General features: G+C 72.7%; 24 protein-coding genes. 15 read left to right on the forward strand and 9 right to left on the reverse strand.

Translation table 11 applies throughout. The features are described from left to right. Positions 1-15 precede the first annotated feature (15 nt). Positions 16-1,599, reverse strand: a complete 1,584-nt coding sequence (dacB, locus tag AMK25_RS24765) for a D-alanyl-D-alanine carboxypeptidase/D-alanyl-D-alanine endopeptidase (protein WP_073830787.1) — start codon at positions 1,597-1,599, stop codon at positions 16-18. A 193-nt stretch (positions 1,600-1,792) separates the two neighbouring features. Between dacB and AMK25_RS24770 the strand changes: the two genes are divergently transcribed. Next, entirely contained in the window at positions 1,793-2,074 is a 282-nt protein-coding gene (locus AMK25_RS24770; RefSeq protein WP_073830788.1) for an iron-sulfur cluster biosynthesis family protein, read from the forward strand. A gap of 1 nt (position 2,075) precedes the next feature. Here AMK25_RS24770 and AMK25_RS24775 read toward each other — a convergent pair whose 3' ends face one another. Continuing rightward, on the reverse strand, positions 2,076-3,179 hold the full coding sequence (locus AMK25_RS24775) for a beta family protein (protein ID WP_073830789.1): 1,104 nt from the start codon (positions 3,177-3,179) through the stop codon (positions 2,076-2,078). A gap of 332 nt (positions 3,180-3,511) precedes the next feature. Between AMK25_RS24775 and AMK25_RS24780 the strand changes: the two genes are divergently transcribed. After that, a complete protein-coding gene (locus tag AMK25_RS24780; RefSeq protein WP_241826477.1) occupies positions 3,512-3,865 on the forward strand; it encodes a hypothetical protein in 354 nt (117 codons plus the stop codon). Between the two features lie 255 nt (positions 3,866-4,120). After that, positions 4,121-4,513 (forward strand): cupin domain-containing protein, encoded by a 393-nt coding sequence (locus AMK25_RS24785; protein ID WP_013284343.1) that lies wholly within the window; start codon positions 4,121-4,123, stop codon positions 4,511-4,513. Between the two features lie 48 nt (positions 4,514-4,561). Here the strand turns inward: AMK25_RS24785 and AMK25_RS24790 are convergent, their stop codons facing one another. Both AMK25_RS24790 and AMK25_RS24795 read right to left on the reverse strand, forming a co-directional pair. Continuing rightward, positions 4,562-5,743 carry a threonine synthase gene (locus AMK25_RS24790; protein ID WP_073830791.1) on the reverse strand — a complete coding sequence of 394 codons (1,182 nt, stop codon included), beginning with the start codon at positions 5,741-5,743 and terminating at the stop codon, positions 4,562-4,564. An 8-nt stretch (positions 5,744-5,751) separates the two neighbouring features. Further along, entirely contained in the window at positions 5,752-6,786 is a 1,035-nt protein-coding gene (locus AMK25_RS24795; RefSeq protein WP_073830792.1) for a DNA polymerase ligase N-terminal domain-containing protein, read from the reverse strand. 78 nt (positions 6,787-6,864) lie between these two features. Here AMK25_RS24795 and AMK25_RS24800 point away from each other — a divergent pair, with 78 nt between their 5' ends. After that, complete coding sequence (locus AMK25_RS24800; RefSeq protein WP_073830793.1) at positions 6,865-7,647, forward strand: aldo/keto reductase; 783 nt, start codon at positions 6,865-6,867, stop codon at positions 7,645-7,647. Positions 7,648-7,705: 58 nt separating this feature from the next. Here AMK25_RS24800 and AMK25_RS24805 read toward each other — a convergent pair whose 3' ends face one another. After that, positions 7,706-8,842, reverse strand: a complete 1,137-nt coding sequence (locus AMK25_RS24805) for a GH12 family glycosyl hydrolase domain-containing protein (protein ID WP_073830794.1) — start codon at positions 8,840-8,842, stop codon at positions 7,706-7,708. Positions 8,843-9,171: 329 nt separating this feature from the next. Here AMK25_RS24805 and AMK25_RS24810 point away from each other — a divergent pair, with 329 nt between their 5' ends. Then, entirely contained in the window at positions 9,172-10,278 is a 1,107-nt protein-coding gene (locus AMK25_RS24810) for an FAD-dependent monooxygenase (RefSeq protein WP_073830795.1), read from the forward strand. A 127-nt stretch (positions 10,279-10,405) separates the two neighbouring features. Then, positions 10,406-12,163, forward strand: a complete 1,758-nt coding sequence (ctaD, locus tag AMK25_RS24815; protein ID WP_030501855.1) for an aa3-type cytochrome oxidase subunit I — start codon at positions 10,406-10,408, stop codon at positions 12,161-12,163. 1,129 nt (positions 12,164-13,292) lie between these two features. Here the strand turns inward: ctaD and AMK25_RS24820 are convergent. The 4 genes from AMK25_RS24820 to AMK25_RS24835 are packed head-to-tail and all read right to left on the reverse strand — an operon-like array spanning position 13,293 to position 19,142. After that, positions 13,293-14,534: an MFS transporter gene (locus tag AMK25_RS24820; RefSeq protein ID WP_073830796.1), complete on the reverse strand. Its 1,242-nt coding sequence runs from the start codon at positions 14,532-14,534 to the stop codon at positions 13,293-13,295. Positions 14,535-14,573: 39 nt separating this feature from the next. Beyond that, a complete protein-coding gene (locus tag AMK25_RS24825; RefSeq protein ID WP_073830797.1) occupies positions 14,574-15,155 on the reverse strand; it encodes an isochorismatase family protein in 582 nt (193 codons plus the stop codon). Between the two features lie 11 nt (positions 15,156-15,166). Then, positions 15,167-16,453 (reverse strand): nicotinate phosphoribosyltransferase, encoded by a 1,287-nt coding sequence (locus tag AMK25_RS24830; RefSeq protein ID WP_073830798.1) that lies wholly within the window; start codon positions 16,451-16,453, stop codon positions 15,167-15,169. 16 nt (positions 16,454-16,469) lie between these two features. Further along, positions 16,470-19,142, reverse strand: coding sequence for a LuxR C-terminal-related transcriptional regulator (locus tag AMK25_RS24835; protein ID WP_073830799.1), 2,673 nt, complete (start codon positions 19,140-19,142; stop codon positions 16,470-16,472). Positions 19,143-19,334: 192 nt separating this feature from the next. Here AMK25_RS24835 and AMK25_RS24840 point away from each other — a divergent pair, with 192 nt between their 5' ends. The 9 genes from AMK25_RS24840 (at position 19,335) to rdgB (ending at position 26,106) form a co-directional block, all read left to right on the forward strand. Beyond that, positions 19,335-20,897 (forward strand): hypothetical protein, encoded by a 1,563-nt coding sequence (locus tag AMK25_RS24840; RefSeq protein ID WP_073830800.1) that lies wholly within the window; start codon positions 19,335-19,337, stop codon positions 20,895-20,897. A gap of 115 nt (positions 20,898-21,012) precedes the next feature. Beyond that, entirely contained in the window at positions 21,013-21,303 is a 291-nt protein-coding gene (clpS, locus tag AMK25_RS24845) for an ATP-dependent Clp protease adapter ClpS (protein WP_030501849.1), read from the forward strand. Beyond that, positions 21,300-21,803 (forward strand): DUF2017 domain-containing protein, encoded by a 504-nt coding sequence (locus AMK25_RS24850; protein ID WP_030501848.1) that lies wholly within the window; start codon positions 21,300-21,302, stop codon positions 21,801-21,803. The genes clpS and AMK25_RS24850 overlap by 4 nt, the downstream gene beginning before the upstream one ends. Positions 21,804-21,857: 54 nt before the next feature. Continuing rightward, positions 21,858-22,346 carry a Mov34/MPN/PAD-1 family protein gene (locus AMK25_RS24855; protein WP_030501847.1) on the forward strand — a complete coding sequence of 163 codons (489 nt, stop codon included), beginning with the start codon at positions 21,858-21,860 and terminating at the stop codon, positions 22,344-22,346. Positions 22,347-22,413: 67 nt separating this feature from the next. Then, positions 22,414-22,752, forward strand: coding sequence for a MoaD family protein (locus AMK25_RS24860; protein WP_073830801.1), 339 nt, complete (start codon positions 22,414-22,416; stop codon positions 22,750-22,752). Between the two features lie 10 nt (positions 22,753-22,762). Further along, complete coding sequence (locus AMK25_RS24865) at positions 22,763-23,728, forward strand: PLP-dependent cysteine synthase family protein (RefSeq protein WP_043326204.1); 966 nt, start codon at positions 22,763-22,765, stop codon at positions 23,726-23,728. Between the two features lie 224 nt (positions 23,729-23,952). Beyond that, a complete protein-coding gene (locus AMK25_RS24870) occupies positions 23,953-24,699 on the forward strand; it encodes an MBL fold metallo-hydrolase (protein ID WP_073830802.1) in 747 nt (248 codons plus the stop codon). Positions 24,700-24,763: 64 nt separating this feature from the next. Continuing rightward, positions 24,764-25,492, forward strand: coding sequence for a ribonuclease PH (rph, locus tag AMK25_RS24875; protein WP_073830803.1), 729 nt, complete (start codon positions 24,764-24,766; stop codon positions 25,490-25,492). Continuing rightward, positions 25,489-26,106, forward strand: coding sequence for an RdgB/HAM1 family non-canonical purine NTP pyrophosphatase (rdgB, locus tag AMK25_RS24880; protein ID WP_073830804.1), 618 nt, complete (start codon positions 25,489-25,491; stop codon positions 26,104-26,106). Before rph ends, rdgB begins: the two co-directional genes overlap by 4 nt. The last annotated feature ends 2 nt before the right edge of the window (positions 26,107-26,108 follow it).

Raw genomic sequence — 26,108 nt, forward strand, 5'->3', positions numbered from 1 at the left:
GCGGTACGGTCCCGGTCAGCAGAGTGCCGGCTTGACCCAGGAGCACTCCCGTCCCTCCGGTACGCGCGGCGACTCCGGCGCGGCCGGCACGGTCCGCCGGGCGGCGGCCGTCTCGCTCTCGGTGTACCCGGCCAGGGCGATCGCGATCTGGTCCTCCAGACCCTTCACGGACGAGGTCAGGTAGTTGTTCAGCACGATCGAGAACGCCAGCAGCCGGCCGTCGGCGTTCGTGACGTAACCGGAGAGCGCTGACGCGCCGGTCAGGCTGCCGGTCTTGGCGTGCACGTTGTTCGCGGCGGCGGTCCCGCCCATCCGGCTGCGCAGCGTCCCGCCGACGAGCCGGTTCGCGTTGCCGGCCACCGGCAGCGCGGCGTACCAGGTGGCGAACCAGGGTTCGGCGCGGACCTCCGAGAGCAGCGTGACGAACTGGGTGGGCGGGACGAGGTTGCGCCGGGACAGTCCGGAGCCGTCGCGCTGGCGCAGCGTGCCGGTGTCCACCCCGGCGTCGCCCACGTACCCGCTGATCGCGGAGAGCCCGGCGGCCCAGGTGCCGGAGCCGGAGAGCACCCGGCCCAGCTCCTTGGTGAGCACTTCGGCATGGCCGTTGTTGGAGAGCTTGAGGAACGGCACCATGAGGTCGGCCAGCGGCATCGAGTCGTGCCGGGCGAGCGGCTTCGCGGTGTCCGGGGTGGCGGTGCCGAGCACGGTCCGCCCGAGCACCCGTACGCCGTGGCGGCGCAGCGCGGACCGGAACACGTCGGCCGCGTACCCGGTCGGCTCCCAGACCGTCACCCAGTCGCGCTCGGTGGCCGCGCCGAGTGCGATCTGGCCGGTCACCACCACGGTGTTGCCGCCGTGCTCGCGCTCGAACGAGATGGTGGTCTCGCCGTCGGCGACGGTCTCGGCCCGGTTCTCGATGCGCAGCCAGCCGTTGTCCGGAGTCATGGTGATCTTCGGGCGGGCACCCGCCCGTGTTCCCGGCGCGGCGTTGACGATCAACGTGCCGGCGTCGTAGTCGGTGTCCGGGGCCACGGTGAGCGCGGACACCTGGGCGGCGTAGTAGTAGGGCTCGTCGTCCCAGGTCCAGTCCGGGCCGAGCCGGTCGCTGTCGTACCGGGTGTCGTCGGCGACCAGGTTGCCCGCGACGATCCGTACGCCGGCCGCGGCGACCTGCTCGGCGAGCCGGTCGTAGTCGGCGGCGAGGATGGTCGGGTCGCCGCCGCCGCGCAGGTAGAGGTCGCCGGAGAGCATTCCGGCGTGGCGCGGCCCGTCGGCGCTCACGTCGGTGGTGAAGCGGTGGCCCGGCCCGAGGAGTTCCATCGCCGCCGCCGAGGTGAGCAGCTTGGTGTTCGAGGCCGGGATGAGCCGTCGCGTCCCGTTGCGGTCGTACAGCGTGCGGCCGGTCGTGGTGTCGACGACGACCACGCCCGCCTGCGCCCCGTCGAGCCGGCTGTCGGCGAGGATCGCGTCGATGGTGGCGTGCAACCGGGTCTGCGCGGGGGTGGGCGCTTCGGCCGTGGCGGTGGTGGCGCCGGCGGTGGCCGCGGTGGCGACCAGCACCAGCACCGCGAGCGCCCGGGGAAATAGGCGACGATGCATGTGCCGATGCTGCCATGGAGATTTCCTGCGGGAAAGACTCCGGTGTGAAAGGTTATCGCCAGGAGACGTGGCGGCGCTGTGCGCCGTCCCTGCCCCCAGCCTAGGGATTCGCCGGGCCGAGGGAGGGAAAAGACCTGTACGTGGGCCTTGTCGCCCACGCGAATCCCGACATCCAGCCATGAGGAGTTCAGCGATGCTGACCATGACCGACAACGCCGTCCTGGTGATCCGTGACCTCGCCGCCCAGCAGGACGTCGCCGACGCGGGCGGGCTGCGCATCGCCGCCGACACCGAGGCCGGTTCGCTCTCCATCGAACTGGTGCCGGAGCCGGTGCGGGGCGACCAGGTGGTGGACACCGAGGGGGCGCGCATCTTCCTCGACTCCGACGCCGCCGAACTGCTGAACGACACCGCGGTGGACGCGGTCGTCGACGACGAGGGCGTGGTGCAGTTCGGGTTCACCGAGAAGGAGTGAGTCAGCCGGCGCGGCGGGACTCTCCGCCACGCGGCGAGCGGCCGGTGCGTCCCCGTTCCGGGGCGTCCGGCTCGGCCCACCACGCCCGGCCGCGCTGGTCCCGTTCCGGTCGGACCAGTGCGGCCAGCACCTGCGCCAGGTGGTGGGAGGTGCTCCACGCGATCCAGTTGGCCGGCGAACCCGCGCCCGCGCCGCGCCGGGCCCGCCGGACGATCTCGTGGTCGCCCCAGGAGAAGCCGGCTCCGGCGGCCGGCCAGTGGGGAGCGGCAGTCACGGTGCGGCAGAGGTCGGCGAAGCGCTCGTCGCCCCGCCCGCCGCGCCGCGACCAGCGGTAGACCCACCACGCGTCGTCGGTGGCCCAGCGCAGGGTGGGCACCCGGTCGCCCGGTTCGTCCGCGCCGCGTACCGCGCAGCTCACGCCGTAGTCGCCGTACCCGAGGTCCAGGTCGGCCAGGCGCTGCCAGAGCGACCAGTCGTAACGGTCCAGCCGGACCGGCTCGTCCACCGGGAGCCGGGACAGGGTCGGCGGCATCCCGCCGGCCGCGACCGTCACCGAACGCCAGGCGTGCCGCCGGGCCCAATCCGCCGCGCGCCGCACCCGTGGCTCGGCCAGCCGGATGTCGGCCGTGCAGCACACGTCCCCCGCGTCGAGCAGCAGGTCGCACTGCTCCGGTACCAGGCCGGTCAGCCGCCACGCCCGCTCCGCCGCCGCCGTCGCCGCGTCCGGCCCGCTGCGGTCCGGCCCGGTGCGCAACCGGACGACCGCGTGGCGCGTCCAGGCCCGCGCCGCAGCGCCGTGCGCGGCCAGCCGCCGGTCGCTGTCCGCGAGACCGATGACCGGCACCAGCGGTACGCCCCAGCGGGCCGGATCGTGTTCCGGGGCGTCCGGAAGCGCCGACACGTCGACGGCGGGCAGCAGCTCGCCGGGCAGTCGCGCGAGCGAGTCCACCATGGACGGCGCGTCCGCCGGAACGTCGAGAACCGGTGCGAGCAGCGCGGCGGAGGATCCGTCGAGATGGGACAACGCCTCCAGCTCACCACGCCGCGCGGCCAGCACCGGGCGGTAGACCGGGTCCGCCGGTCGGCCTCGGAGCGACTGCACCATACTTTAATGTAGCCAGCCGATTGCTCTGCGTTACCACTTCTGCCCGGTGCCGGATCCGGCCGCCGATGTCGCTGCGGCCTGCGAGGCGGGGTCGCGGATCGCCGGCACGGCAGACGTTTCCGCAGCTCAGAGGCGTCCACTGTCCTTGATCGGACAGTTCCGCGGCTGGTTGCCAAGCGGTGCGCCGACATAGCGTCGGAATCACCGAGGGGGACCGCCGACGATCGCCCGGACGCGCACGAACGCCTCCTGCCGGCGTACCGGCGGGAGAGAGGATCACCATGCCCAGCCGCAGAGGTAGGAGGGAAACCACCGGCCAACCGATCCCGAGCATGAGGGAGGCCGCGCGTGCCGACACCGAGATCAACTCGTGTGCGGCCCTGGGGCTGCCGGCCACCGCCCGCGTGCTGTTCGCGGTGGTCGACGCCAACGGCACGCTGGTACGCGGGCTCGGCGCCACCTCGGCCACCCGGCTCGCCGCCGGGATGTACCAGGTCGCGTTCGACCAGGACGTCGCCGCGGCGGCGTACGTCGGAACCGTCGGTCCCGGGAAGCCCGGCGGGCTCGCACCGCAGGGCGTCATCACCGTCGCGCCCCGGTCCGGCATCGCCAACGCCGTCTTCGTGGAGACGCACGGCACGAGCGGCCACGCGGACCGCCCCTTTCACCTGGCCGTGCTCGCCTGACCGGAACGGGCGCGCAGACGAGCGCACGGCGCCGCACGACCTCCGGTCGTAACGTCGCCGCGCTCCGGCCGTCTCCCACCGCCGCAGCCGTACAGGCGGTACGCCAGCGGGGACTTGGCTCGACCGGCCCGTCCCGCACCGGTCTTGTCGGCAGCACATGCCCCTTCCGACGGGATCCAAACCCGGCCGGCGTGGGGAATTCCACCATCTGCGACTCCCGGCGTGGCGGGCGTGCGTACGGGGTATGAGCGGGCCATGGAGCATTTCACGATCGCCACAGTCGCCGAGAAGAGTCCCGACTTCCGCCGCGTGCTCTGGACCGGGGAGCACACCCAGCTGGTCATCATGACCATTCCGCCGGGCGGCGAGATCGGCGAGGAGGTCCACGAGGGCATCGACCAGATCCTCACGTTCGTCAGCGGCACCGGCGAGGCCCGGGTGGCCGGGGAGAAGAAGGAGGTCGTCTCCGGCGACCTCGTGGTCGTCCCGGCCGGCACGAAGCACAACTTCGTCAACACCGGGCCGAACCCGCTGGTGCTCTACACCGTCTACGGCCCGCCGGAGCACGCCGACGGCGCGGTGCACAAGACGAAGGAGGAGGCGGACGCCGCCGAGGAGGCCGGCGAGGACGAGCCGCCGACGTCCTGACGCCCGGTGCGCACGTGTTAAGCGGGGGCCCCTGCTCTACCGGAGACGTTAAGAAGGGGCCCCTCCTTGCACCAGGCCCGGGTACTTCAACCCGGCGCCGGTGTTCAGCACCACCACGCGCTCGCCGGGGCGGATCCAGCCACCGGCCCGCAGGTGCCGGGCGGCGGTCAGGCAGGCCGCGCCCTCCGGGCAGAGCAGCAGCCCTTCCCGGGCGGCGAAGTCGCGCAGGTCGGTGAGGATCTCCGCGTCGTCCACAGCGATCGCGGTGCCGGCGCTCTCGCGCAGCGCGGACAGGATCAGCTCGTCGCCGAGCGGGGCGGGCACCGTGATGCCGAAAGCGACGGTGCGCGCGTCCGTCCACGGGGTGATCCGGTCCTCGCCGGCCGCGAACGCCCGGACGATCGGCGCGCATCCGGTGGACTGCACCGCTACCAGCCGGGGCAGCCGGTCCTCCACCCAGCCCAGTTCGCGCAGCTCGTGCAGGGCCTTGTGGATGCCGATCAGCCCGACGCCCCCGCCGGTCGGGTAGACGATCACGTCGGGCACCTGCCACCCGAGCTGCTCGACGATCTCGTACCCCATGGTCTTCTTGCCTTCGAGGCGGTACGGCTCGCGCAGCGTGCCCGCGTCGAAGATCCGCCCGTCCGACCCGGCGATCAGCTCGGCGATGTCCCGGCCGGCGTCGTTGATCAGGCCGTCGATCAGCCGCAGATCCGCGCCGGCGGCGAGGCACTCCTCCCGGCAGATGGTCGGCGCGGCCAGCGGCATGGCGATCGTCGCGCCCATTCCGGCCCGCGCCGCGTACGTCGCCCAGGCCGCCCCGGCGTTGCCGTTCGTGGGCATGGCGATCCGCTCCACGCCCAGCTCCCGGGCCCGGCTCACGCCCACCGACGCGCCGCGGGCCTTGAACGACCCGGTCGGGGTCAGCCCCTCGTCCTTGACGATCAGATCCGCGATGCCGATCTCGTGGCCGTACGCGGGCGCGCGCCACATCGGCGTCCAGCCCTCGCCGAGCGTGGTGACGCACCGGGGATCGGCCACCGGCAGCAGCTCCCGGTAGCGCCACAGGTCGGCCGGGCGCAGCCCGAACTGCTCCGGGGCGACGGTGGCGGCCACCGCGGCGAGGTCGTAGCGGGCCAGCAGCGGCGAGCCGCAGCCGCACAGGTTCTGCAACACGTCGGCCTGATGTTCACGGCCGCAGCGCGGGCACTCCAGGTGCGTCAGGTGCACGGTGGTCCTCAGCTCGCGTCGATGCTCAGCCAGTGCCGGCTGCGCCGGCCCGGCTCGTACGGGGAGTCGAGGCGTTTCGCCACCACTCCCGGGAGGCCCTGCTCACGGGCGGCCCGCAGGGCGTCCGCACCGACTCCCGGGAACCACGGCGGAGTCTGCCAGTGCGGACCGGCGAGCGCCAGACCGTCGAGCAGGTCACGGCGTTGCGCGTACGGCACGTCGAGGCTCAACACGCCCTCCAGCCAGAGCAGGTCGACGGCGAGGAACTGCCCGTCGCGCCGGGTCGGCGGCCGGACCCGCCCGGCCGGGTCGATCCGGACCAGCACGCCGTCGAGCACCGCCTCGGCCGGGGCCAGCGCCTCGGCCATCGCCCGCAGCCAGGGGTACGACCCGGTGACCTCGTTGTCGTCGCCGTCGAGCAGCCGCAGCCGGCCGCCGGAGACGTACGCCATCGCGCGCACACCCGCCCAGCGCAGCTCGTACCCCCAGGCGGCGGCGTCGCGCGGCAGCCGCCCACGCTCGGCGGGCAGCATCGGGCGGACCAGCTCGGGCATCGGCGTCCAGCCCTCCGGCGCCGGGTCGGTGCGCCTGATCATCCAGTCCCGGCCCCGCCCGCCGGTGGCGAACAGCACGTACCGCCCCTTCGTGCGCTCGCCGTCGAGCACCACGATCACCTCGTCGTCGCGCCACTTCTCGGCCCGGTAGGTGCCGGTGTCGTGCACTGTCATCCGCCCGCCGCCGTACTCGCCGGCGGGGATCTCCCCGTGGAACGTGAGGTATTCCATCGGGTGGTCCTCGGTGTGCACCGCGAGGTGGTTGCGGCCCGGGTCGCGGGGCAGGCCGCGCGGCACCGCCCAGGAGGCGAGCACGCCGTCGTGCTCCAGGCGCAGGTCCCAGTGCAGGCTGCGGGCGTGGTGCTGCTGGATGACGAAGCGGGGCGCGCGCCGCGCGGACCGCTTCCGGCCGGACGCCCGCTCGGGCACCGGTTCCGGGGTACGCGCGGCGTCCCGTTTCCGCCGGTACTCGTCCAGCCGGTCCGCCATCCCCGCATCCTCCCCCAGACGTGCCGTGCGCGCCGGGATGCCGGTGTGTGTGCGACGAACCGGGGTAGAACGGGGGACATGGACAGCGACCAGCCCACCCTTCCGCTCACCGGTGACGTCCGGATCCCGCTGCTCGGCTTCGGCACGTGGCAGGCCACCGGGGAGGCCGGCTACGAGGCCGTGCTCAACGCGCTGGACGCCGGTTACCGGCACCTGGACACCGCGACGATGTACGGCAACGAGAAGGAGGTGGGCCGGGCGGTCAAGGAGAGCGGGCTGCGCCGGGAGGACGTCTTCATCACCACCAAGCTCCCGCCGGACCGGGTGGGCCGGGAGCGGGAGACGATCGAGGCGAGCCTGGCCGCGCTGGACACCGACTACGTCGACCTGTGGCTGGTGCACTGGCCGCCGTCCGCGCCGGGCGACAGCATCCCGGTGTGGCGGGAGATGCTCGCCGCGCGGGACGAGAACATGGCGCGCACGGTCGGCGTGAGCAACTACTCGATCGGGCAGATCGACGAGCTGATCCAGGCCACCGAGGAGACGCCGGCGGTCAACCAGATCCGCTGGAGCCCGTCGCTGTACGACAGGCACATCCACGCCGCGCACCGGGACCGCGGGGTGGCGGTGGAGGGGTACAGCCCGTTCAAGACCAGCGACCTGTCCGACCCGGTGCTGGTCCGCATCGCCCAGGCGCACGACGTGTCGCCGGCCCAGGTGGTGCTGCGCTGGCACATCGACCACGAGATCGTGGTCATCCCGAAGTCGGTCACGCCGGAGCGCATCCGGGCCAACTTCGACGTGTTCGGGTTCTCGCTGACGGCCGAGGAGATGCGCGACATCGACGCGCTCGCCGGCTGACGCTCGTACCGGGAAGGGGCGCGGTCCGTGCGGACCGCGCCCCTTCGTCACGCGCCGGTCAGCCGCGGGCGCAGGTGGAGCCGTTGAGCGTGAAGCTGCTCGGCGCCGAGTAGCTGCCGTTGAGCGTCGCCTGGTAGCCGAAGGTGGCCGACGCGCCGGGCGACAGGGTGCCGTTGTAGTCGGCGTTGCGCGCGGTCACCGCGGAGCCGCTCTGGCTCACCGTGGCGTTCCACGCGTTGGTGACGGTCTGCCCGGAGGGCAGGTTGTAGTTGAGCGTCCAGCCGTTGATCGTGCCGGAGCCGGTGTTCTTGACAGTCACCTCGGCGGTGAAGCCGTTGTTCCAGACGTTCGCGGCCCGGTAGGTGACGGTGCACGACGCGTTGCCCGACGGCGGCGGCGTGGTCGGCGCCGACGTGGTCGGCGGCGGGTTGGAGCCGCCGGTGTTGACGTTCTGCGAGAACGAGTTCACCGCCAGCCCGACACCACCCTGCCACGGCTCGAAGCCGGCCTGGATGCTGGTCAGGTACCAGTCGTTGGTGATCGCGCCCCGGTTGCGGGTGTCGTTGATGAACGCCAGCGCGTCGAAGCTGAAGCTGGGGATGGCCGACGGCGACAGGTACGAGATGACGTTGTTCGAGCCGTTGCTGCCGCGCCAGACCTCCCAGGTCCGGCCCGCGATGTTGGCGGTGCCGACCGGAGAGCCGATGGGCTGGATCGAGCCCTGCCGGTTGAGCCAGATCATGATCTCCATCTGGTTCACCCCGTCCCGCTTGGGCGACGGGTCGAGCCAGATGTCGTACGACGCGTTGAAGATCGCGCCGCTGACGTAGTTGTAGCTGATGCTGGACGGGGCGCTGCTGATGTTCTTCACCTGCACCGGCAGGTTCGTACCGGGCGAGCAGTTGGTGTAGTGGCAGCCCACGAAGATCGACGGGTAGGCGACCGGCGCCCCGTTGGTCGGCGCGGAGCCGTCCGCCCGGGTGATCGAGAAACCGGTCGAGGTGACGTTGATGCACTGCTGGGCGCTGGTGCCCCAGCGGTTGTTCTGCACCACGTACTTGCCGCCGATGGTGGTCGAGCCGTACTGCTCGCAGATCTGCGTGTCGGCGGAGGCGGTGCCGCCGAGCGCGACGGCGACGATCGTGCCGGCGGCCAGCAGGCCGGCCGCGGCGAGGGCCCTGAGTGGACGCTTCATGATGCTCCTTGACTCGGCGCGGGGACGGCGCCGGTTCGGTCGGTGATGCGGACGGGAGCGCTCCCACGGTGCAGGGAATACATTTACATGTCTCGAATCATTGCGCAAATGCGCCGGGCTCGTTAACGCTCCGCGTCCGGCCGGTGGCACGACCGGCGGCCGCCGCCGCCCCCTTCCCCCAGATGGAGGCGGGATTCCTGCCGGTGGGACGGGGTGCGCCGCCGACCGGCGGCCCGCGCCAGGGCGAGCGGACACTTCCGCCGCCTGGTTGCGGCGAGTAATGTCTTGCCTCCAACGCGTGCCGTTCCCCTCCGGAGGCGTAACCCACCATGGGTGGTTCACCCCTGCGCGTCCTCGTCGTCGGCGCGGGCATCGCCGGCCTCGCCGTGGCCCGGGCGCTTCGCCTGGCGGGGTTCCGGCCCGACGTCACCGAACGGCTGCCACCCACGGAGTCGACCGACACCGGCCTCTACCTACCGGGCAACGCGGCCCGGGCGATGCGCCGGCTCGACCTCGACGGCCCACTGCGCCCGCTCGGCCAGGTGATCCGCCGGCAGCGCTTCCTCGACGCCGCCGGGGCGCCGCTGTGCGAGGTCGACCTCGACGCGCTCTGGGCCGGAGTGGGGGAGTGCCGGGCGCTGCCCCGGGCCGAGCTGCACCGGGTGCTGCTCACCGGCGCCGGCGGCGCGGTCCGGCACGGCGCCGAGGTCAGCACCGTCGACCCGCTGCCCGGCGGCGTGGCGGTCGGCTTCACCGACGGCACCAGCGCGGAGTACGACCTGGTCGTCGGCGCGGACGGGCCACGCTCGGCGGTACGCACGCTCGCCGCGCTCGGCGGCCCGCCCCGCCCCGCCGGACACGTCGTCTACCGGGCCCTGGTGCGCGGCGGCCCGCGGATCGTCGACTGGACCGCCCTGCTCGGCCAGCGGGCCGGGTTCCTGGTGGTGCCGCTCGGCGCCGGGCGGCTCTACTGCTACGCCGACGAGGCCGGTACGGACCTGCCCGCCGACCCGCTCGCCCGGCTGCGCGAGCTGTTCGGCTCCTACGGCGGCCCGGTGCCGGAGGTGCTGGACGCGCTGGAGACGGTGTGCGTCGAGCGCACCGAGGAGGTCGAGCTGGGACGGTGGTTCCACGGCCGGGTGCTGCTCGTCGGTGACGCCGCTCACGCCACCGCGCCGACGCTCTCCCAAGGTGCCGCAATGGCGCTGGAGGACGCCGTCGTGCTCGCCGAGTCGCTGCGCGCCGCCGGCAGCGTCGACGCCGCGCTGCTGGCGTACGAGAGTCGCCGCCGTCCGCGTACCCGCTGGGTGCGGGACCGGACCCGGGACCGCAACCGCACCCGCGACGTGCCGCCGGCGCTGCGCGACCCGTTGCTGCGCGGGCGCGGCGGACGGATCTTCCGGGAGCACTACCGGCTCCTGACCGGCCCGCCCTGACGGGTGGGAGATCGTAGCCGCCCACCCCACGCGGCGGGGCCACCTACCGGGGACTATCCTCCTTGCGGATGACGGCTGCGCCGATGACCAGCGCGCCGAGCGGGACAACCAGAACCGGAGGCCACTCGTGACCACCGTCGCACCCAAGCCGGTCGTGACCCGGCCCTGGCCGGTCCGGGAGCCGGTCAAGGGGTCGGCCCTCGCGCGGCTGTTGCGCACCACGGACGCGAAGCAGATCGGGATCATGTACATGGTCACCGCGTTCGTGTTCTTCATGATCGGTGGCCTGATGGCCCTGATCATGCGCGCCGAACTGGCGCGGCCGGGCCTGCAGTTCCTGTCGCCCGAGCAGTACAACCAGCTCTTCACGATGCACGGCACGATCATGCTGCTGTTCTTCGCGACGCCGATCGTGTTCGCCTTCGCGAACTACGTGGTGCCGCTGCAGATCGGCGCGCCGGACGTGTCGTTCCCCCGGCTGAACGCCTTCGCGTACTGGCTGTACCTGTTCGGCGGCACGCTCGCCACCGCGGGCTTCATCGCCCCGGGCGGCGCGGCCGACTTCGGCTGGACCGCCTACACGCCGCTGAGCACCGCCGACCACGCCCCGGGCGTCGGCGCGAACATGTGGGTGGTCGGCCTGGCCATCTCCGGTCTGGGCACCATCCTCGGCGCGGTCAACCTGATCACCACGATCCTGACCCTGCGCGCGCCCGGCATGACCATGTTCCGGATGCCGATCTTCACCTGGAACATGCTGGTCACCAGCCTGCTGGCGATCCTGGTCTTCCCGCTGCTGGCCGCCGCGCTGTTCGCGCTCGCCGCGGACCGCCTGATGGGCGCCCACGTGTACGACCCGGCGACCGGCGGCCCGATGCTGTGGCAGCACCTGTTCTGGTTCTTCGGTCACCCCGAGGTGTACATCATCGCGCTGCCGTTCTTCGGCATCATCAGCGAGATCATCCCGGTGTTCTCCCGGAAGCCGATCTTCGGCTACAAGGGCCTGGTGGCCGCCACCATCGCCATCGCCGCCCTGTCGATGAGCGTCTGGGCGCACCACATGTTCGCCACCGGCCAGGTGCTGCTGCCGTTCTTCAGCTTCCTGAGCTACCTGATCGCCGTGCCCACCGGTATGAAGTTCTTCAACTGGATCGGCACCATGTGGCGGGGCCAGATCACCTTCGAGACGCCGATGCTGTTCTCGATCGGCTTCCTGGTGACCTTCCTCTTCGGTGGCCTGACCGGTGTGCTGCTGGCCAGCCCGCCGCTCGACTTCCACCTGCACGACTCGTACTTCGTGGTGGCGCACTTCCACTACGTCCTCTTCGGCACCATCGTGTTCGCCGTCTTCGCCGGCATCTACTTCTGGTTCCCGAAGATGTTCGGCCGGATGCTCGACGAGCGCCTGGGCAAGATCCACTTCTGGCTCACCATGATCGGCTTCCACACCACGTTCCTGGTGCAGCACTGGCTGGGCAACGAGGGCATGCCGCGCCGGTACGCCGACTACCAGGCCATCGACGGCTTCACCACGCTGAACACGATCTCCACGATCGGCGCGTTCATCACCGGTATCTCGACGCTGCCGTTCATCTGGAACTGCTGGAAGTCGTACAAGACCGGCCCGGTGGTCGAGGTCGACGACCCGTGGGGTCACGGCAACTCGCTCGAGTGGGCCACCAGCTCGCCGCCCCCGCTGCGCAACTTCGACCGCATGCCGCGCATCCGCTCCGAGCGGCCGGCCTTCGACGCGAAGTTCCCCGAGCTGGCCGCCGGGCAGAGCCTGGCCGGCCCGCCCGAGGGTGGCGCCAAGCCGCTGACCAGCGAGGTCAACGGTGGCGCCAGCTACCAGGAGGACACCGCAGGCAACCTCGACCAGCGCTGAGCACCACGCCGCCACGTCGAACCGGGCGCCGCACTCCCTGACCGGGGGTGCGGCGCCCGCCCTTTTCCCCGTTCCCATTCCTGTCCCGTCTTCGCCCGCCTGGCCCCGCCCGCCTGTTCCCGCCCGCCTGTCTCCGCCCGCCTGTCTCCGCCCGCCTGTCTCCGTTGATCATGAAGTTGGCTGTACTCCGTGCCCGATTTGTCGCCGCCAACCTCATGATCGCCGGGGTGGAGGGAGGGACGCGGCACCAGTTCGGGGAAGTGGTGGTGTCCGGGGTGCGTGGACCTAGCCATCTCCCCGTACTGGCTTCGCACCGCATCGAGTGCGCCGGTGATCAAGGAGTTTGTGTCGTCTCGTTGCGCCTCCGGAGACGCCAACTCTTTGGTCAACTCTTGGACAGGTGGGTTCCGGCCAGGGGGTGTCACGCGGGCACCAGCTCGGGGGAGTGGTGTCCGGGGCCTTGGACCTAGCCATTTCCCCGTTCTGGCTTCGCCTTGCCTCGGGTGCGCCGGTGATCAAGGGGTTTGTGTTGTCTTGCCCGGCCTGAGGGGACGCCAACTCCTTGGTCAACTTCTGGGGTGGTGGGGTGGGGTTCGGCCAGGCGGTGTCGCGCGGGTGCCAGTTCGGGGGAGTGGTGGGTGCGTGGACCTAGCCATTTCCCCGTTCTGGCTTCGCCTTGCCTCGGGTGCGCCGGTGATCAAGGGGTTTGTGTTGTCTTGCCCGGCCTGAGGGGACGCTAACTCCTTGGTCAACTTCTGGGGTGATGGGGTGGGGTTCGGCCAGGCGGTGTCGCGCGGGTGCCAGCTCGGGGGAGTGGCGGTGTTCGGGGTGCGTGGACCTAGCCATTTCCCCGTTCTGGCTTCGCCTTGCCTCGGGTGCGCCGGTGATCAAGGGGTTTGTGTTGTCTTGCCCGGCCTGAGGGGACGCCAACTCCTTGGTCAACTTCTGGGGTGATGGGGTTTCGGCCAAGGGGTGTCGCGCGGGTGCCAGCTCGGGGGAGTGGCGGTGTTCGGGGTGCGTGGACCCAGCCACTTCCCCGAACTGGCTTCGCCTTGCCTCGGGGAGGGGAGGCACGGACTCCTTGATCATGCCGGGTGGGTCGGCGGAGGGCGGGGACTTCGGCTGAGGGCTAGCGGGAGGCGAGGGCCAGGTCGGGGTCCGGGGTCGGGGCGGGGACCGGGGTGCGGCGGTGGCGCAGCTCGATCGGGAGCACCACCAGCGCCACCAGCGCGCCGATCGCGCCCGTGACCACGAAGCCCCAGACGGGCGCGGAGGCGTCGATCACCGCACCGGCCAGCGGTGCGCCGAGCGCGATGCCGACTGTCACGGCGGAGCCGTGCAGGCCCATGGCCAGGCCGCGTACGGAGGGCGGGGCCAGCCGGCTGACCGCGTCGGAGGTGGACGCGAGGGTGGGGGCGCAGAGCGCGCCGGCCGGGATCAGCGCGAGACAGAGCAGCCACCAGTGCGACCCGCCCAGCCCGACCGGGATGGTGGCGAGGCTCAGCGCCGCCATGAGCGCCAGCGGGGAGAACGAGCGGCGTACCGCGCCGTAGGCGAAGCCGCCCACCAGTGAGGCGACCGCCCAGGCGGCCAGTACGGCGCCGGTCCAGCCGATCTCGCCTCCGGCGCGGAGCACGGCGACCACTGCGACGTCGGTGCCGCCGAGCACCAGCGTGCCGGCGAGGCTGACCGCCAGCACGGCGAGCAGGCGCGGGGTGAGCCATTCGCGGCGGTGCACCGGCCGCTGCGGCCCGGCCTGCTCGTCGGCGGCCCGCACCGGCGGGTTGAGCAGCCAGAAGCAGATGCCGGAGCCGACGATCCCGGCGCCGACCGCCCAGAGCGTCAGGCGCGGCGTGACGGCGGTGGCCAGGGCGACGGCGAGCGCCGGGCCGACCATGAACGACAGCTCCATCGCGATCGAGTCCAGCGCGTACGCGGGTCGGCGCTTCTCCACCGGCACGAGCGCGGCGATCGACTGGCGGATCATGGAGAAGATGGGCAGCGCGAGCAGCCCGGCGAGGAACGCGGCGGGCAGCAGCACCGGGTACGGCAGCGTGGGCGCGGCGGACCAGAACAGCGCCTCGGCGACGGTGGTGAGCGCCAGCACCGGCCGGAGCCCTCGGCGGTCGATGAGCCGCCCGAGCAGCGGGGCGCCGACCGCCGCGCCGATGGTCGACGCGGCGCCGACCAGGCCGGCGGCGCCGTAGCCGCGGCCCAGGTCGAGCACCACGTAGAAGGTGAGCGTCACCCCGGTGGCGGTCAGCGGCACGCGGGCCAGCACCGACACCAGCAGCAACGATCGGAGACCGGGTAGGGCGAGCGCCTCCCGGTAAGGCTTCAAGTTCACGACGGACCGTACCTCCGGCGCCATCCTGGGGCCGGGGTACGACAGCCGCAAGCGATTACCCGGTCAAGCGGCAGTGATCACAGGCTCGCCCACCATGGTCACCCCGGCGCCGTCGAGCGCCCGCAGCGCCACGTCGAGCGTGTCCGGCGCGACCGCGGCGGTCAGGTCCAGCAGCACTGTGGTGTGGAAGCCCTCCCGGGCGGCGTCCAGCGCGGTGGCGCGCACGCAGTGGTCGGTGGCGATGCCGACCACGTCGACCCGGTCCACGTCGTGCCGGCGCAGCCAGTCGGCCAGGCACTCGCCGTCGGGCGCGTGCCCCTCGAAACCGGAGTACGCGGCCGCGTGCTCGCCCTTGTGGAAGATCGTCTCCACCCGGTCGGTCGCCAGCTCCGGGTGGAACTCGGAGCCGGACGTGCCGACCACGCAGTGCCGGGGCCAGGAGTCGACGTAGTCCGGCGGGTCGCCGAAGTGGGCGCCCGGGTCGACGTGGTAGTCCTTCGTCGCGACCACGTGGTCCCACCGGTCCGGTTCGGTGGCGAGCAGCCGGGAGATCCCGGCGGCCACCCCGGCGCCGCCGCCGACCGCGAGGGAGCCGCCCTCGCAGAAGTCGTTCTGCACGTCCACGATGATCAGGGCGTTCGCCATCGGGTTCCTCCTCAGCTCGCGGGTACGACGGTGACGGGGACGGCCGGATCTCCGGCGGAGAGCTTGAGCCCCTCCCACGGGATGGAGATCAGGCACTGCCGCAGGTGGTCCCGGGAGTCCTCCAGGGTGGGCAGCTTCGCCGGCTCGCCCGACACCACGTACGAGTGCTGGAGCAACCGGTCGTTGGGCTGCCGGTCCGGCACGCCCTGCGGCACGATGATCTCCTCGGTGGCGGTGCCGGTGGGCTTGTGCCGGCGTACCGCGACCTTCCGGCCGCCGATGGTGGCCTTGTGCTCGGAGCGCTTGACCACCGGCCGCCCCTCCACCTCGACCAGCTTGTAGACCAGGCCGGCGGTGGGCGCGCCCGAGCCGGTCACCACAGCGGTGCCGGCGCCGTACATGTCCACCGGCTCGGCGGCGAGCGAGGCGATGGCGTACTCGTCCAGGTCGCCGGAGACGATGATCTTCGTCTCGGTGGCGCCGAGCGAGTCCAGCAGCTCGCGGGACTGCTGGGCGATCACCGCGAGGTCGCCGGAGTCGATCCGGACTGCCCGCAGCTCCGGACCGGCCACCGCGATGGCGTTGCGGATGCCCTGGGCGATGTCGTACGTGTCGACCAGCAGCGTGGTGTCCTTGCCCAGCGTGGCGACCTGGGAGGCGAACGCGGCCCGCTCGTCGTCGTGCAGCAGCGTGAAGGCGTGCGCGGCGGTGCCGGCGGTGGGGATGCCGTAGCGCTGCCCGGCGGCCAGGTTGGAGGTGAACCGGAACCCGGCCAGGTACGCGGCGCGCGCGGCGGCGACGGCGGCTTCCTCGTGCGCCCGGCGGGAGCCCATCTCGATCAGCGCCCGGCCCCGGGCGGCGGTGACCATCCGGGCCGCGGCGGCGGCGACCGCGCAGTCGTGGTTGAGCACCGACAGCACGAGCGTCTCCAGCACCACGCACTCGGCGAACGTGCCGGACACGGTGAGGATCGGTGAGCCGGGGAAGAACAGCTCGCCCTCGGCGTAGCCGTCGATGTCGCCGGTGAACCGGTAGTCGGCGAGCCACTGCGCGGCCCGGTCGTCCACCACGCCGGTACGGCGCAGGAAGTCGATCTCATCCGGGTCGAACCGGAAGTCGCGGATCATCTCGATGAGCCGGCCGGTTCCGGCGACCACCCCGTACCGGCGCCCGGCCGGCAGCCGCCGGCTGAACACCTCGAAGACGCAGCGTCGGTCGGCCGTGCCGTCACGCAGCGCGGCGCTGACCATGGTCAGCTCGTAGTGGTCGGTCAGCAGCGCGGGGCGAAGGGTGCTCACCGCTCCAGCCTAGAGTTCAGTCCGGCTCCGTGCCGTCGTGCCCCGGCATCGACCGCAGCGCGGCCCGCAACTCGCCGCGCCCGGCGACGCCGAGTTTGCTGTAGACGCGCTGGAGGTGGTTCTCCACAGTGCGGGTGGACAGGAACAGCCGCTCCGCGATGGCCCGGCTGGTCACCCCGTCGGCGGCGAGGCGGGCGATCTCCCACTCCCGGTCGCTGAGCGTCGGGCGGAGCAGCCGCAGCGCCGGGGTGGAGATCTCGTCGCAGCGGCGCAGCAGGTCCGCGAGGCGTTCCCGGACCGGCCCGGTGGTGCCGGCGCGGGCGTTCCGCGTCCGGTGCAGCGCCATCGCGGTCGCCTCGGCGGCGTACACGGTCAGCTCGCGGTCGGCGAAGCCGTCGGCGACGGCCAGCAGGGCGTCCGGGGCGCCGTCGGCGACGGCCCGGCCGAACCGGGCGACGAGCGGCGGCAGTACGCCGTCGACCTGCTCGGAGAGTTCCGCCAGGCGTTGCGCCACTGTGCGCCGCCCACCGTCGGTGCAGGTCGGGCCGACCGGCGCGTCGGCCTGGTCGAACCGGACCAGGTCGAGCAGGACGAGCAGCTCGTGCCCGGCCAGGCCGTCCTCGCGCAGCCGGTCGGCGAGCGCGCACAGGTGCTTGGTGGCCGCCGGCAGGTCGCCCGTCGCGGCCTGGACCGCGCCCCGGGCCTGCTCCAACCACGGATAGAGCACTGCCATGCCGGGCGCGTGCGTCCGGTCCGCCTCGGCCATCGCCTCGGCCGCGTGCGTCGCGTCCCCACGCAGCGCGGCGGCCTGGGCGCGCTCGGCGTGCGCCAGCCCGGCGTACACGCGGCTGGTGGCGAGCACCGCGCACGCCTCCAGGCTGGTCCGCAGCGCCTCGTCCCCGCGCCCGCGCAGGCGAGCCGCATACGCCTGGAGGATGGCCAGGTAGCCGGTGCCGAGCCGGAAGTCACCGGCCCCGGCCAGGTCGGCGAACTCGTCGGCGACGATCGCGTCGATGCCGGCCAGGTCGCCGGAGAGCGTCAGCCGGGTGCCCCGGGCCAGCTCCATGGCGAGCTGGAGGTAAGGCATGTCGGCCCGCCAGCACGCCGCCTCGGCCTGCACCCGGGCGATCGCGGTGGCGCTGCGCTGATACTGCCCCTGGGCGGCCTGGAGGTGGGCCAGCGTGCAGCGGGCCAGCTCCCGGGCGGCCATCGGGGCGGCCGGGCGGTCGAGCACCTCCTGGGCCAGCCGGACCGCGACGTCGATGTCGAGCCGGTGCAGCCGCATGGTGGCCTCGAACGCCCGGACCCGGGCCCGGTCGGCGGGGTCGCTCAGCTCCTCGCCGCGCGCGGCGATCTCCTCCACAGTGGACTCGCGGTTGAGCCCCCAGTAGCTGACCATGCCCCGGACCGTCAGCCACCGGCTGCGCCGCCGCTCGTCGTGGATCTCGCCGGCGACCTGGTCGAGCACGCGGATCGCCTCGTCCGGCCGGTCGCCGAACATCAGGATGGTGGCCAGCAGTTCCGCCGCGTCGGTGCCGCCGCCGGCCTCCAGCGCGGCGCGGGCCAGCCGGGTGGCCAGCGGCACGTCGTACCGGCCGAACGCCTGGACCGCGGCGTCGAGCAGCTGGGCGACGTCCTGCGCCGTACCCGAGTCGAGCCGCCACACCGCGACCCGCAGCAGGTCGTCGCGGCGGCGCGTGCCGACCTGCTCCAGCAGCCCGGCGAGGGTGGCCTGCAGACGGCGGGTGCGGCTGACCGGGCAGTGCCGGCGCATCACCTCGCCGTAGAGCGGGTGCGCCAGGCGGACGTTGAGCCGCCGGTCGTCGTGGATCAGGGTGATGAGCCCGCGCTCCTCGGCCGCCTCCACGTCCGCCGGGTCGACCGCCCGTTCCAGCAGTTGCAGGCCCAGCGGCTCGCCGAAGGCGACCAGCTCGACGACGGCCCGGACGCCAGGGGTGAGCTGGCCGATCCGGGTGTCGATCAGGTCGGTGAGGCTGGGCGCCAGCTCCAGCCGGCCGGTCCAGGTCCAGATCCCGTACGTGCGGCGCAGCTCGTCGTCGGCGGCCAGGACCAGCTCGCGGAGCAGCAGCGGGTTGCCGGCGGAAAGCTGGAAGAGCCGGTCGGAGGAGCCGGCGTCGACCGGTCCACCCAGGATGGCGGCGAGCAGCCCGGTGGTCTCGCTGCGGCCGAGCGGGCCCAGCTCGACCAGGTCGACCAGGTCGTCGGTCCAGAGCGCGCGGATCGGCAGCGGGATCTGCTCGCCGTTGCGCAGCGTCCCGATGACTGTGGCGTTCTCGGAGCGGGCGACCAGATGCACCAGCGCGGCCGAGGGCGGGTCGAGCAGGTGCGCGTCGTCGATGGCGAGGACGACGGGCCGGCCGGCGGCCTGTTCCTGGAGGACGTCCACGGCCCAGCGCAGGATCCCGGCGGGGGAGAGCCCCTGCGGCTGCGCGGCGGGCAGCACCTGGACGAGCCCACCGAAGGGGAGCGCGGCGGTGGTGGCACTGGCCGAGATGGACCAGATGGCGTACCGCTCGGGGGAGAGTTCGGAGACGCCCTCGCGCAGCAGCCGGCTCTTGCCGACCCCGGCGTCGCCGCTGAAGAGCAACCCGCGCCCCTCGGGTCGGCCGATGGTCGACAACAGACGGTTGAGTTCATCTCTACGGCCGACGAACTCCCACCTACTCATCGGGGCAGCATATCGACCGTGTTCCGTCCGCGTGCAGACCGTTACGCAGTGAAGTTGAGTAATCTGGCCATTACCCCTGAGTATCGGAGGTGTTCGCTGTCGGATGGCCGACAGCCGTACTCTTCCGACAGCCCCTGCAACCAGGGAACAGTCGCGACCGGCACCCCGGTCGCCTGACCGGGAGGCCACCTGATGACGCCGGGTCCACTCCCCTCGGTCGACGTGCCCGACCCGCGCCGGCAGGCCGGGCCGCCCGGGTGCGCCCCGCTGCCGACCCGGCTCGGGGTGACCACGCCCGGGCCGGGCGATCCGATGGCCGTGGTCGTCGCCGGCCCGGCCGGCGCGGGCCGGCGCGAGGTGATCGCCGGCCTGCTCGGGATCGACTCCGCGACGCTCGCCGTGCCCGCGGGAAGCAACCTGCTGGTCCAGCACGCCGACAAGGCGACCCGCGCCGCGTACGTGCCGGGCTACCGCCAGCCGCACGCCTACGGCACCCACCCGCTGACGACCGGACCGGCGCTGGCCCGGCCGCCACGCCGGGTCGAGCTGAGCCTGCCCGACCCGCTGCTGCGGCACTTCGCGGTGGTCGACACGCCGGACACCGGCACGCTCGGCGTCGCCGGCGGCCGGGTGCTGCGCGACGCCGTCGGCCGGGCCGGCGCGCTGCTCTTCGTGATCTCCGCCGACCAGGCGTTCAGCGCGGCCGAGCTGCACCTGCTCGCCGAGGTGGCACGCGCCCGGGTCGAGGTGTTCTTCGCCGTCACCCCCGGCACGACCGGCTGGACCGCGTCGGCCGAGGGCCCGGCGGCGGAGGACGCGGGCCCCGCCGTACCGTCGCCGGGGCGGGCCGGTCCGTCCGGGCCCGCCCGCCGGTTCGACCCGGTGTCGGTCTCCATCGAGGCGCACCGCGCGGCGCTGCTGGCCGCGGTGCCGGCGCTGACCCCGGCCCGGTGGTTCCCGGCCCGCCGGGCCGAGCTGCCGCACCTGCGGCGTGCCCTGGTCGGCTGGGCGGCCGACGAGGGACTGCGCCGCGGCAGCGCCAGTCCGCCGGTGCCGCCCGGCGCGCACGGCCGGGTGCCGGTGCTGACCGGCGTCGAGCCCGGCGAGCTGGCCGACCGGATCGACAGAGAGTCCCGCGCCTGTGCCCGCCGGATCCGTCAGCACCTCGCCCTGGAGCTGGCGAACATCCACCTGCGGGTGGTGCAGGAGATCGTCTTCGGGGTCGGCTGCGCCGGCCTGCCGCAGATGCTCGACCGCGAGCTGGAGGCGCTGTCGCTGCTCGCCACCGCCCAGTGCGACGAGGCCGTCCGGGGGCTCGTCGACGACTCCGCCGCCCGGGTCTTCGGGGCGCCGCTGGCCGAGGGCGTACGCGGGCGGATCGCGCACGCGGTGCGCTGGAGCCTGGCCGACCATCCGGACGGCCCGGAGCTGGACCGGGTCCTCCTGGTAACCAGCACGGCCGGGGTGGCCGCGCTGAGCGGCGAAGGGGCCCTCGACGCGCTGGCCGGGCTGCCCGGCGGGCAGCGGGACGAGCTGCTCCCGCCCGTCGGCGTGGCGCTCAACGGCGGCTGCTGGCAGCACTGGCGGGCGGCCGACAACAACGACCCGAACGCCGCCCGGTCCTGGGCCCAGCGCGCGCTGCGCGAGGTCGAACTCGAACTGTCCCGCGAGGTGTCCCGCCGCTTCGAGGTGATCCGTCTCTCGCTGGGCGGGGTGCTCGCCGATGCTGTCGACCACGGCATCCTGCTGGCCTGAGCGGCTCGCCGCCGCGCGGCGGACCGGGCTCGCGTACGCGGCCCGGGCGGGCCACGACGACCGGCGCGGCGTTCCGGTTCATCGGTTCACCGGATCCGGTGGCACGATGGGGGGCATGGCGGCTCCACAGGTTGCGCCGGTCGAGACGCCGGACACCGAAGAGGTGCCGGTCTCCGACCGGCCGTGGGTGACCATCGTCTGGGACGATCCGGTCAACCTGATGACGTATGTGACCTGGGTGTTCCAGAAGCTCTTCGGATACAGCCGGGAGAAGGCGGAGCGGCTCATGCTGGACGTGCACCACAAGGGCAAGGCCGTGGTGTCCACCGGCGCCCGGGAACGGATGGAGCACGACGCGGCGCAGCTGCACGCGTACGGCCTCTGGGCGACGGTGGAGAGGTCATGAGCATGTTCCGCCGCCGCGGCGACCACTACGTGGCCACGTTCGCCGTCGACGAGGTCCGGGTGCTGCGCAAGGTCGCCGCCGAGGTGGTCGGGCTGCTGACCGACGGCTTCGACCACGGTGACCCGGTGGTCGGCCGGCTCTTCCCCGACGTCTACCCGGACGACGACGCCGGCACCGCCGAGTTCCGCCGCTACACCGAGGGCGACCTGAAGACCGGGAAGATCGACCAGGCGGGCGCGATCCTCGCCGCCCTGCCCGACGGCGACTCCGGCGGCGAGGTGCGGCTGGACGCGGAGGCGGCCGAGGCGTGGCTGCGCGCGCTCAACGACGCCCGGCTGGCGATGGGCGTACGCCTGGAGATCAAGGACGGCACCGACCTGGGTGAGGAGCTCGACGACGCGGTCGCCGAGGACCCGGGTTCGTCCCGGGTGTTCCAACTGTCGGTCTACGCCTACCTCGGTTATCTCCAGGAGTCCCTGCTCAACGCGCTCATCGACTGAGTGGTGACGGTTGCCACCTCGCCGCCCGGCAGGGCCAGGGGCTAGGCTGGTGGCGTGCTGAGCATCGACCGGTCGATCATCGACGCGATCGTCGCCCACGCGCGTCGGGACCACCCGGACGAGGCGTGCGGCGTGGTCGCCGGCCCCGTCGGCAGCGACACCCCGACCCGGCACATCCCGATGGACAACGCGGCCCGCTCCATGACCTTCTACGAGTTCGACTCGATGGAGCAGTTGCGGGTGTGGCGGGAGATGGACGACCGCGACGAGGAGCCGGTGGTCATCTACCACTCGCACACCGCGACCGAGGCCTACCCGTCCCGCACCGACGTCTCCTTCGCCGGCGAGCCGGGCGCGCACTACCTGCTCGTCTCGACCCGCGAGCCCGACACCGAGGAGATCCGCTCCTTCCGGATCGTCGACGGCGTGATCACCGAGGAACCGGTGAAGATCGTGGATGCCGCCGTGGACCCGAACGCCGTCCAGTCCTACATGTTCGGGCAGAGCCCGGCGACGGTCGACTACGAGTGTTCCGACCGCTGATCTTCAGCGCCGGCACTTTCCTTTTCCCGTCACCTGGCACGATCCCGAACGAGGAGCACGAGACATCATGGCCATCGAGGTTCGCATCCCCACCATCCTGCGCAGCTACACCGGCGGCGCGAAGGTCGTCGAGGGCAGCGGCGACACGCTCGCCGACCTGATCACCGACCTGGACTCCCGGCACGGCGGCCTGAAGGCCCGCCTGGTCACCGACGCGGGCGTGCTGCACCGGTTCGTCAACGTCTACGTCAACGACGAGGACGTCCGCTTCCTCGGCGCGCTCGACGCCAAGCTCAACGACGGCGACAGCGTGACCATCCTGCCGGCCGTGGCCGGTGGCGCGTTCGGCTTCGCGGCCGCCGCGGCGATCGCCTCGCACGCGGTCTCCACGCGCGCCGCCCGCTGAGGGGCCCGCGATGGCGCGGTACGACAGCCTGCTCGACGCGTGCGGCGGCACCCCGCTTGTCGGGTTGCCCCGGCTCTCGCCGACGGTCCCCGCCGGGGCGCCGCCGGTGCGGCTCTGGGCCAAGCTGGAGGACCGGAACCCGACCGGCAGCATCAAGGACCGCGCGGCCCTGTACATGGTGCGCGCGGCCGAGGAGGCCGGCCGGCTCCGTCCCGGTGACACGATCCTGGAGCCGACCAGCGGCAACACCGGCATCTCGCTGGCCATGGTGGCGAAGCTGCGGGGCTACCGGCTGGTCTGCGTGATGCCGGAGAACGTCTCCACCGAGCGGGTGCAGCTGCTCCGGATGTACGGCGCGGAGATCATCTTCTCGCCGGCCGCCGGTGGCTCGAACCAGGCCGTCGCGACCGCGAAGCAGATCTCCGCCGAGCACCCGGACTGGGTGATGCTCTACCAGTACGGCAACGAGGCGAACGCCCGGGCGCACTACGAGACGACCGGGCCGGAGCTGTTGCAGGACCTGCCGGGCATCACCCACTTCGTGGCCGGGCTGGGCACCACCGGCACGCTCATGGGCACCGGCCGCTTCCTGCGGGAGAAGGTCGACGGCATCCAGATCGTGGCGGCCGAGCCGCGGTACGGCGAGCTGGTCTACGGTCTGCGCAACATCGACGAGGGCTACGTGCCCGAGCTGTACGACGCGGGTGTGCTGTCCCGCCGCTTCTCCGTGGGCACCCGGGACGCGGTGCTGCGTACCCGGCAGCTCGTCGAGGTGGAGGGCATCTTCGCCGGGTTCTCCACCGGCGCCATCTTGCACGCCGCGCTCGCTGTGGCGCACGAGGCGGTCCGCGACGGCCGCCGCGCCGACGTGGCGTTCGTGGTCTGCGACGGCGGCTGGAAATACCTCTCGACCGGGGCGTACGGCGGCACTCTCGCCGACGCGGAGGAGTCGCTGGAGGGTCAGCTCTGGGCCTGACGGCCCGCGTTCGGTCCGGCCGGTGGTGTCTCCGCCGGCCGGACCGCCGCGCCTGTCCGGAGCAGACGTGTATGGGTGTCACGTTGATGACAACTTCCGGCAGATGATTCTTGCCCGACCATGGCGACGCGTAGGCTGCGCAGCGTGGCGAGCGCGTCGGTAGAGATCATCGGCGGAGTCGCCGCCGGCGCGTCGACTACTCATCGTGAGATCGAGGCCACCGGATGAGACTGACCGTCCTCGGCTGCGCGGGCAGCTTCCCGGGCCCCGAATCGCCCTGCTCTGCCTATCTCATGGAAGCCGAGGGCTTCCGGCTCCTGATCGACTTCGGCGTGGGGTCGCTCTCCACGCTCCAGCGCTATGTCGGGCTGCACGCCCCCGATGCCATCCTCCTCACCCACCTGCACTGCGACCACATGTTCGACGCGGTGTCCTACGTGGTGGTGCGCCGGTACGCGCCGGACGGCCCGTACCCGCCCCTGCCGATGTACGCCCCCTCCGGCGCGCCCGACCGGCTGGCCGCCGCGTACGGGCAGGAGGAGGGCTCGGTGGAGGACGTCTACCAGTTCTACGGCCTCCAGCCGGGCACGTTCCCGATCGGCCCGTTCAGCGTCACAGTCGACCGGATGAACCACCCGGTCGAGACGTACGGGGTGCGGCTGGAACATGACGGGCGGGTGTTCTGCTACTCCGCCGACACCGCGCCCTGCGAGGCGCTGCTGCGCCTGGCCCAGGACGCCGACGTGTTCCTCTGCGAGGCGAGCTACATGGACGGCGTGGAGAACCCGCCGGATCTGCACCTGACCGGCCGGGAGGCGGGCGAGGCGGCCACCAAGGCGGGCGTGGGACGGCTCCTGCTCACCCATCTCGTACCCGCATGGGGCAGCGAGTCGCAGACGGTGGAGGCGGCGGCCGGGGCGTACGCCGGGCCGCTGGACGTGGTGCGGCCCGGCGCCTGCTACGACGTCTGACGTCGGCGGCCGTCGGGCGGACACCCGCGGACGATCCGATCACCGCACCGCATAGGGTGCAGGCATGGCGCGACCTGACGGGCGGCAGCCCGACCAACTCCGACCGGTGACCCTGACCCGGGGCTGGAGCACCCATCCGGAGGGTTCGGTGCTCGTCGAGTTCGGCGCGACCCGGGTGCTCTGCACGGCGAGCGTCACCGAGGGGGTGCCGCGCTGGCGCAAGGGTTCCGGGCTGGGCTGGGTGACAGCCGAGTACGCGATGCTGCCCCGGGCCACGAACACCCGCTCCGACCGGGAGAGCGTGCGCGGCAAGGTCGGCGGGCGTACCCATGAGATCTCCCGCCTGATCGGCCGCAGCCTGCGCGCCTGCGTGGACCTCAAGGCGCTCGGCGAGAACTCGATCGTGCTGGACTGCGACGTGCTCCAGGCCGACGGCGGCACCCGTACCGCCGCGATCACCGGCGCGTACGTCGCGCTGTACGACGCGGTGACCTGGCTGGCCGAGCGCAAGGCGCTGGCCGGCAAGGTGGAGAAGGTGATGCACCGTTCGGTGGCGGCGGTGAGCGTCGGGGTGATCGGCGGCGAGCCGATGCTCGACCTCTGCTACGCCGAGGACGTCACCGCAGAGGTCGACATGAACGTGGTCTGCACCGGCGCCGGCGACTTCGTCGAGGTGCAGGGCACCGGTGAGGCGGGCGTCTTCGCCCGCGACCAGCTCGACGCGCTGCTCGACCTGGGCGTGGCGGGCTGCCTGGAACTGGCCGACGCGCAGCGGAAGGCGCTCTCGTCATGAACAAGGTCCTGCTCGCCACCCGGAACCGGAAGAAGCTCGTCGAGCTGCAGCGCATCCTGGACGGCGCGCTCGGCGCGCACCGGATCGCGCTGCTCGGCCTCGACGACGTCGAGGAGTACCCGGAGCTGCCGGAGACCGGCCTCACGTTCGGCGAGAACGCGCTGATCAAGGCGCGGGAGGGCTGCCGGCGTACCGGCTTGCCGACCATCGCCGACGACTCCGGGCTGGCGGTGGACGCCCTGAACGGCATGCCCGGCGTGTTCAGCGCCCGCTGGTCCGGCCGGCACGGCGACGACCTGGCCAACCTTCAGCTCGTGCTCGACCAGGTCGGCGACGTGCCGGACGAGCACCGGGGCGCGGCGTTCGTCTGCACCGTTGCGCTGGTGCTGCCGGGCGGCAAGGAGCACCTGGTCGACGGCCGCCAGTCCGGCCGGCTGCTGCGCGCGCCGCGCGGCGAGGGCGGCTTCGGCTATGACCCGATCTTCCTGGGCGACGGGCAGAAGCGGACGAACGCGGAGCTGACGCCCGAGGAGAAGGACGCGGTCAGCCACCGCGGGAAGGCGCTGCGGGAGCTGGCCAAGCTGGTCGCGAAGGTGCTCCCGCCCGCCACCTGAGA

This window comes from Micromonospora sp. TSRI0369, from assembly GCF_001905625.1.
GTDB lineage: Bacteria > Actinomycetota > Actinomycetes > Mycobacteriales > Micromonosporaceae > Micromonospora > Micromonospora echinospora_A.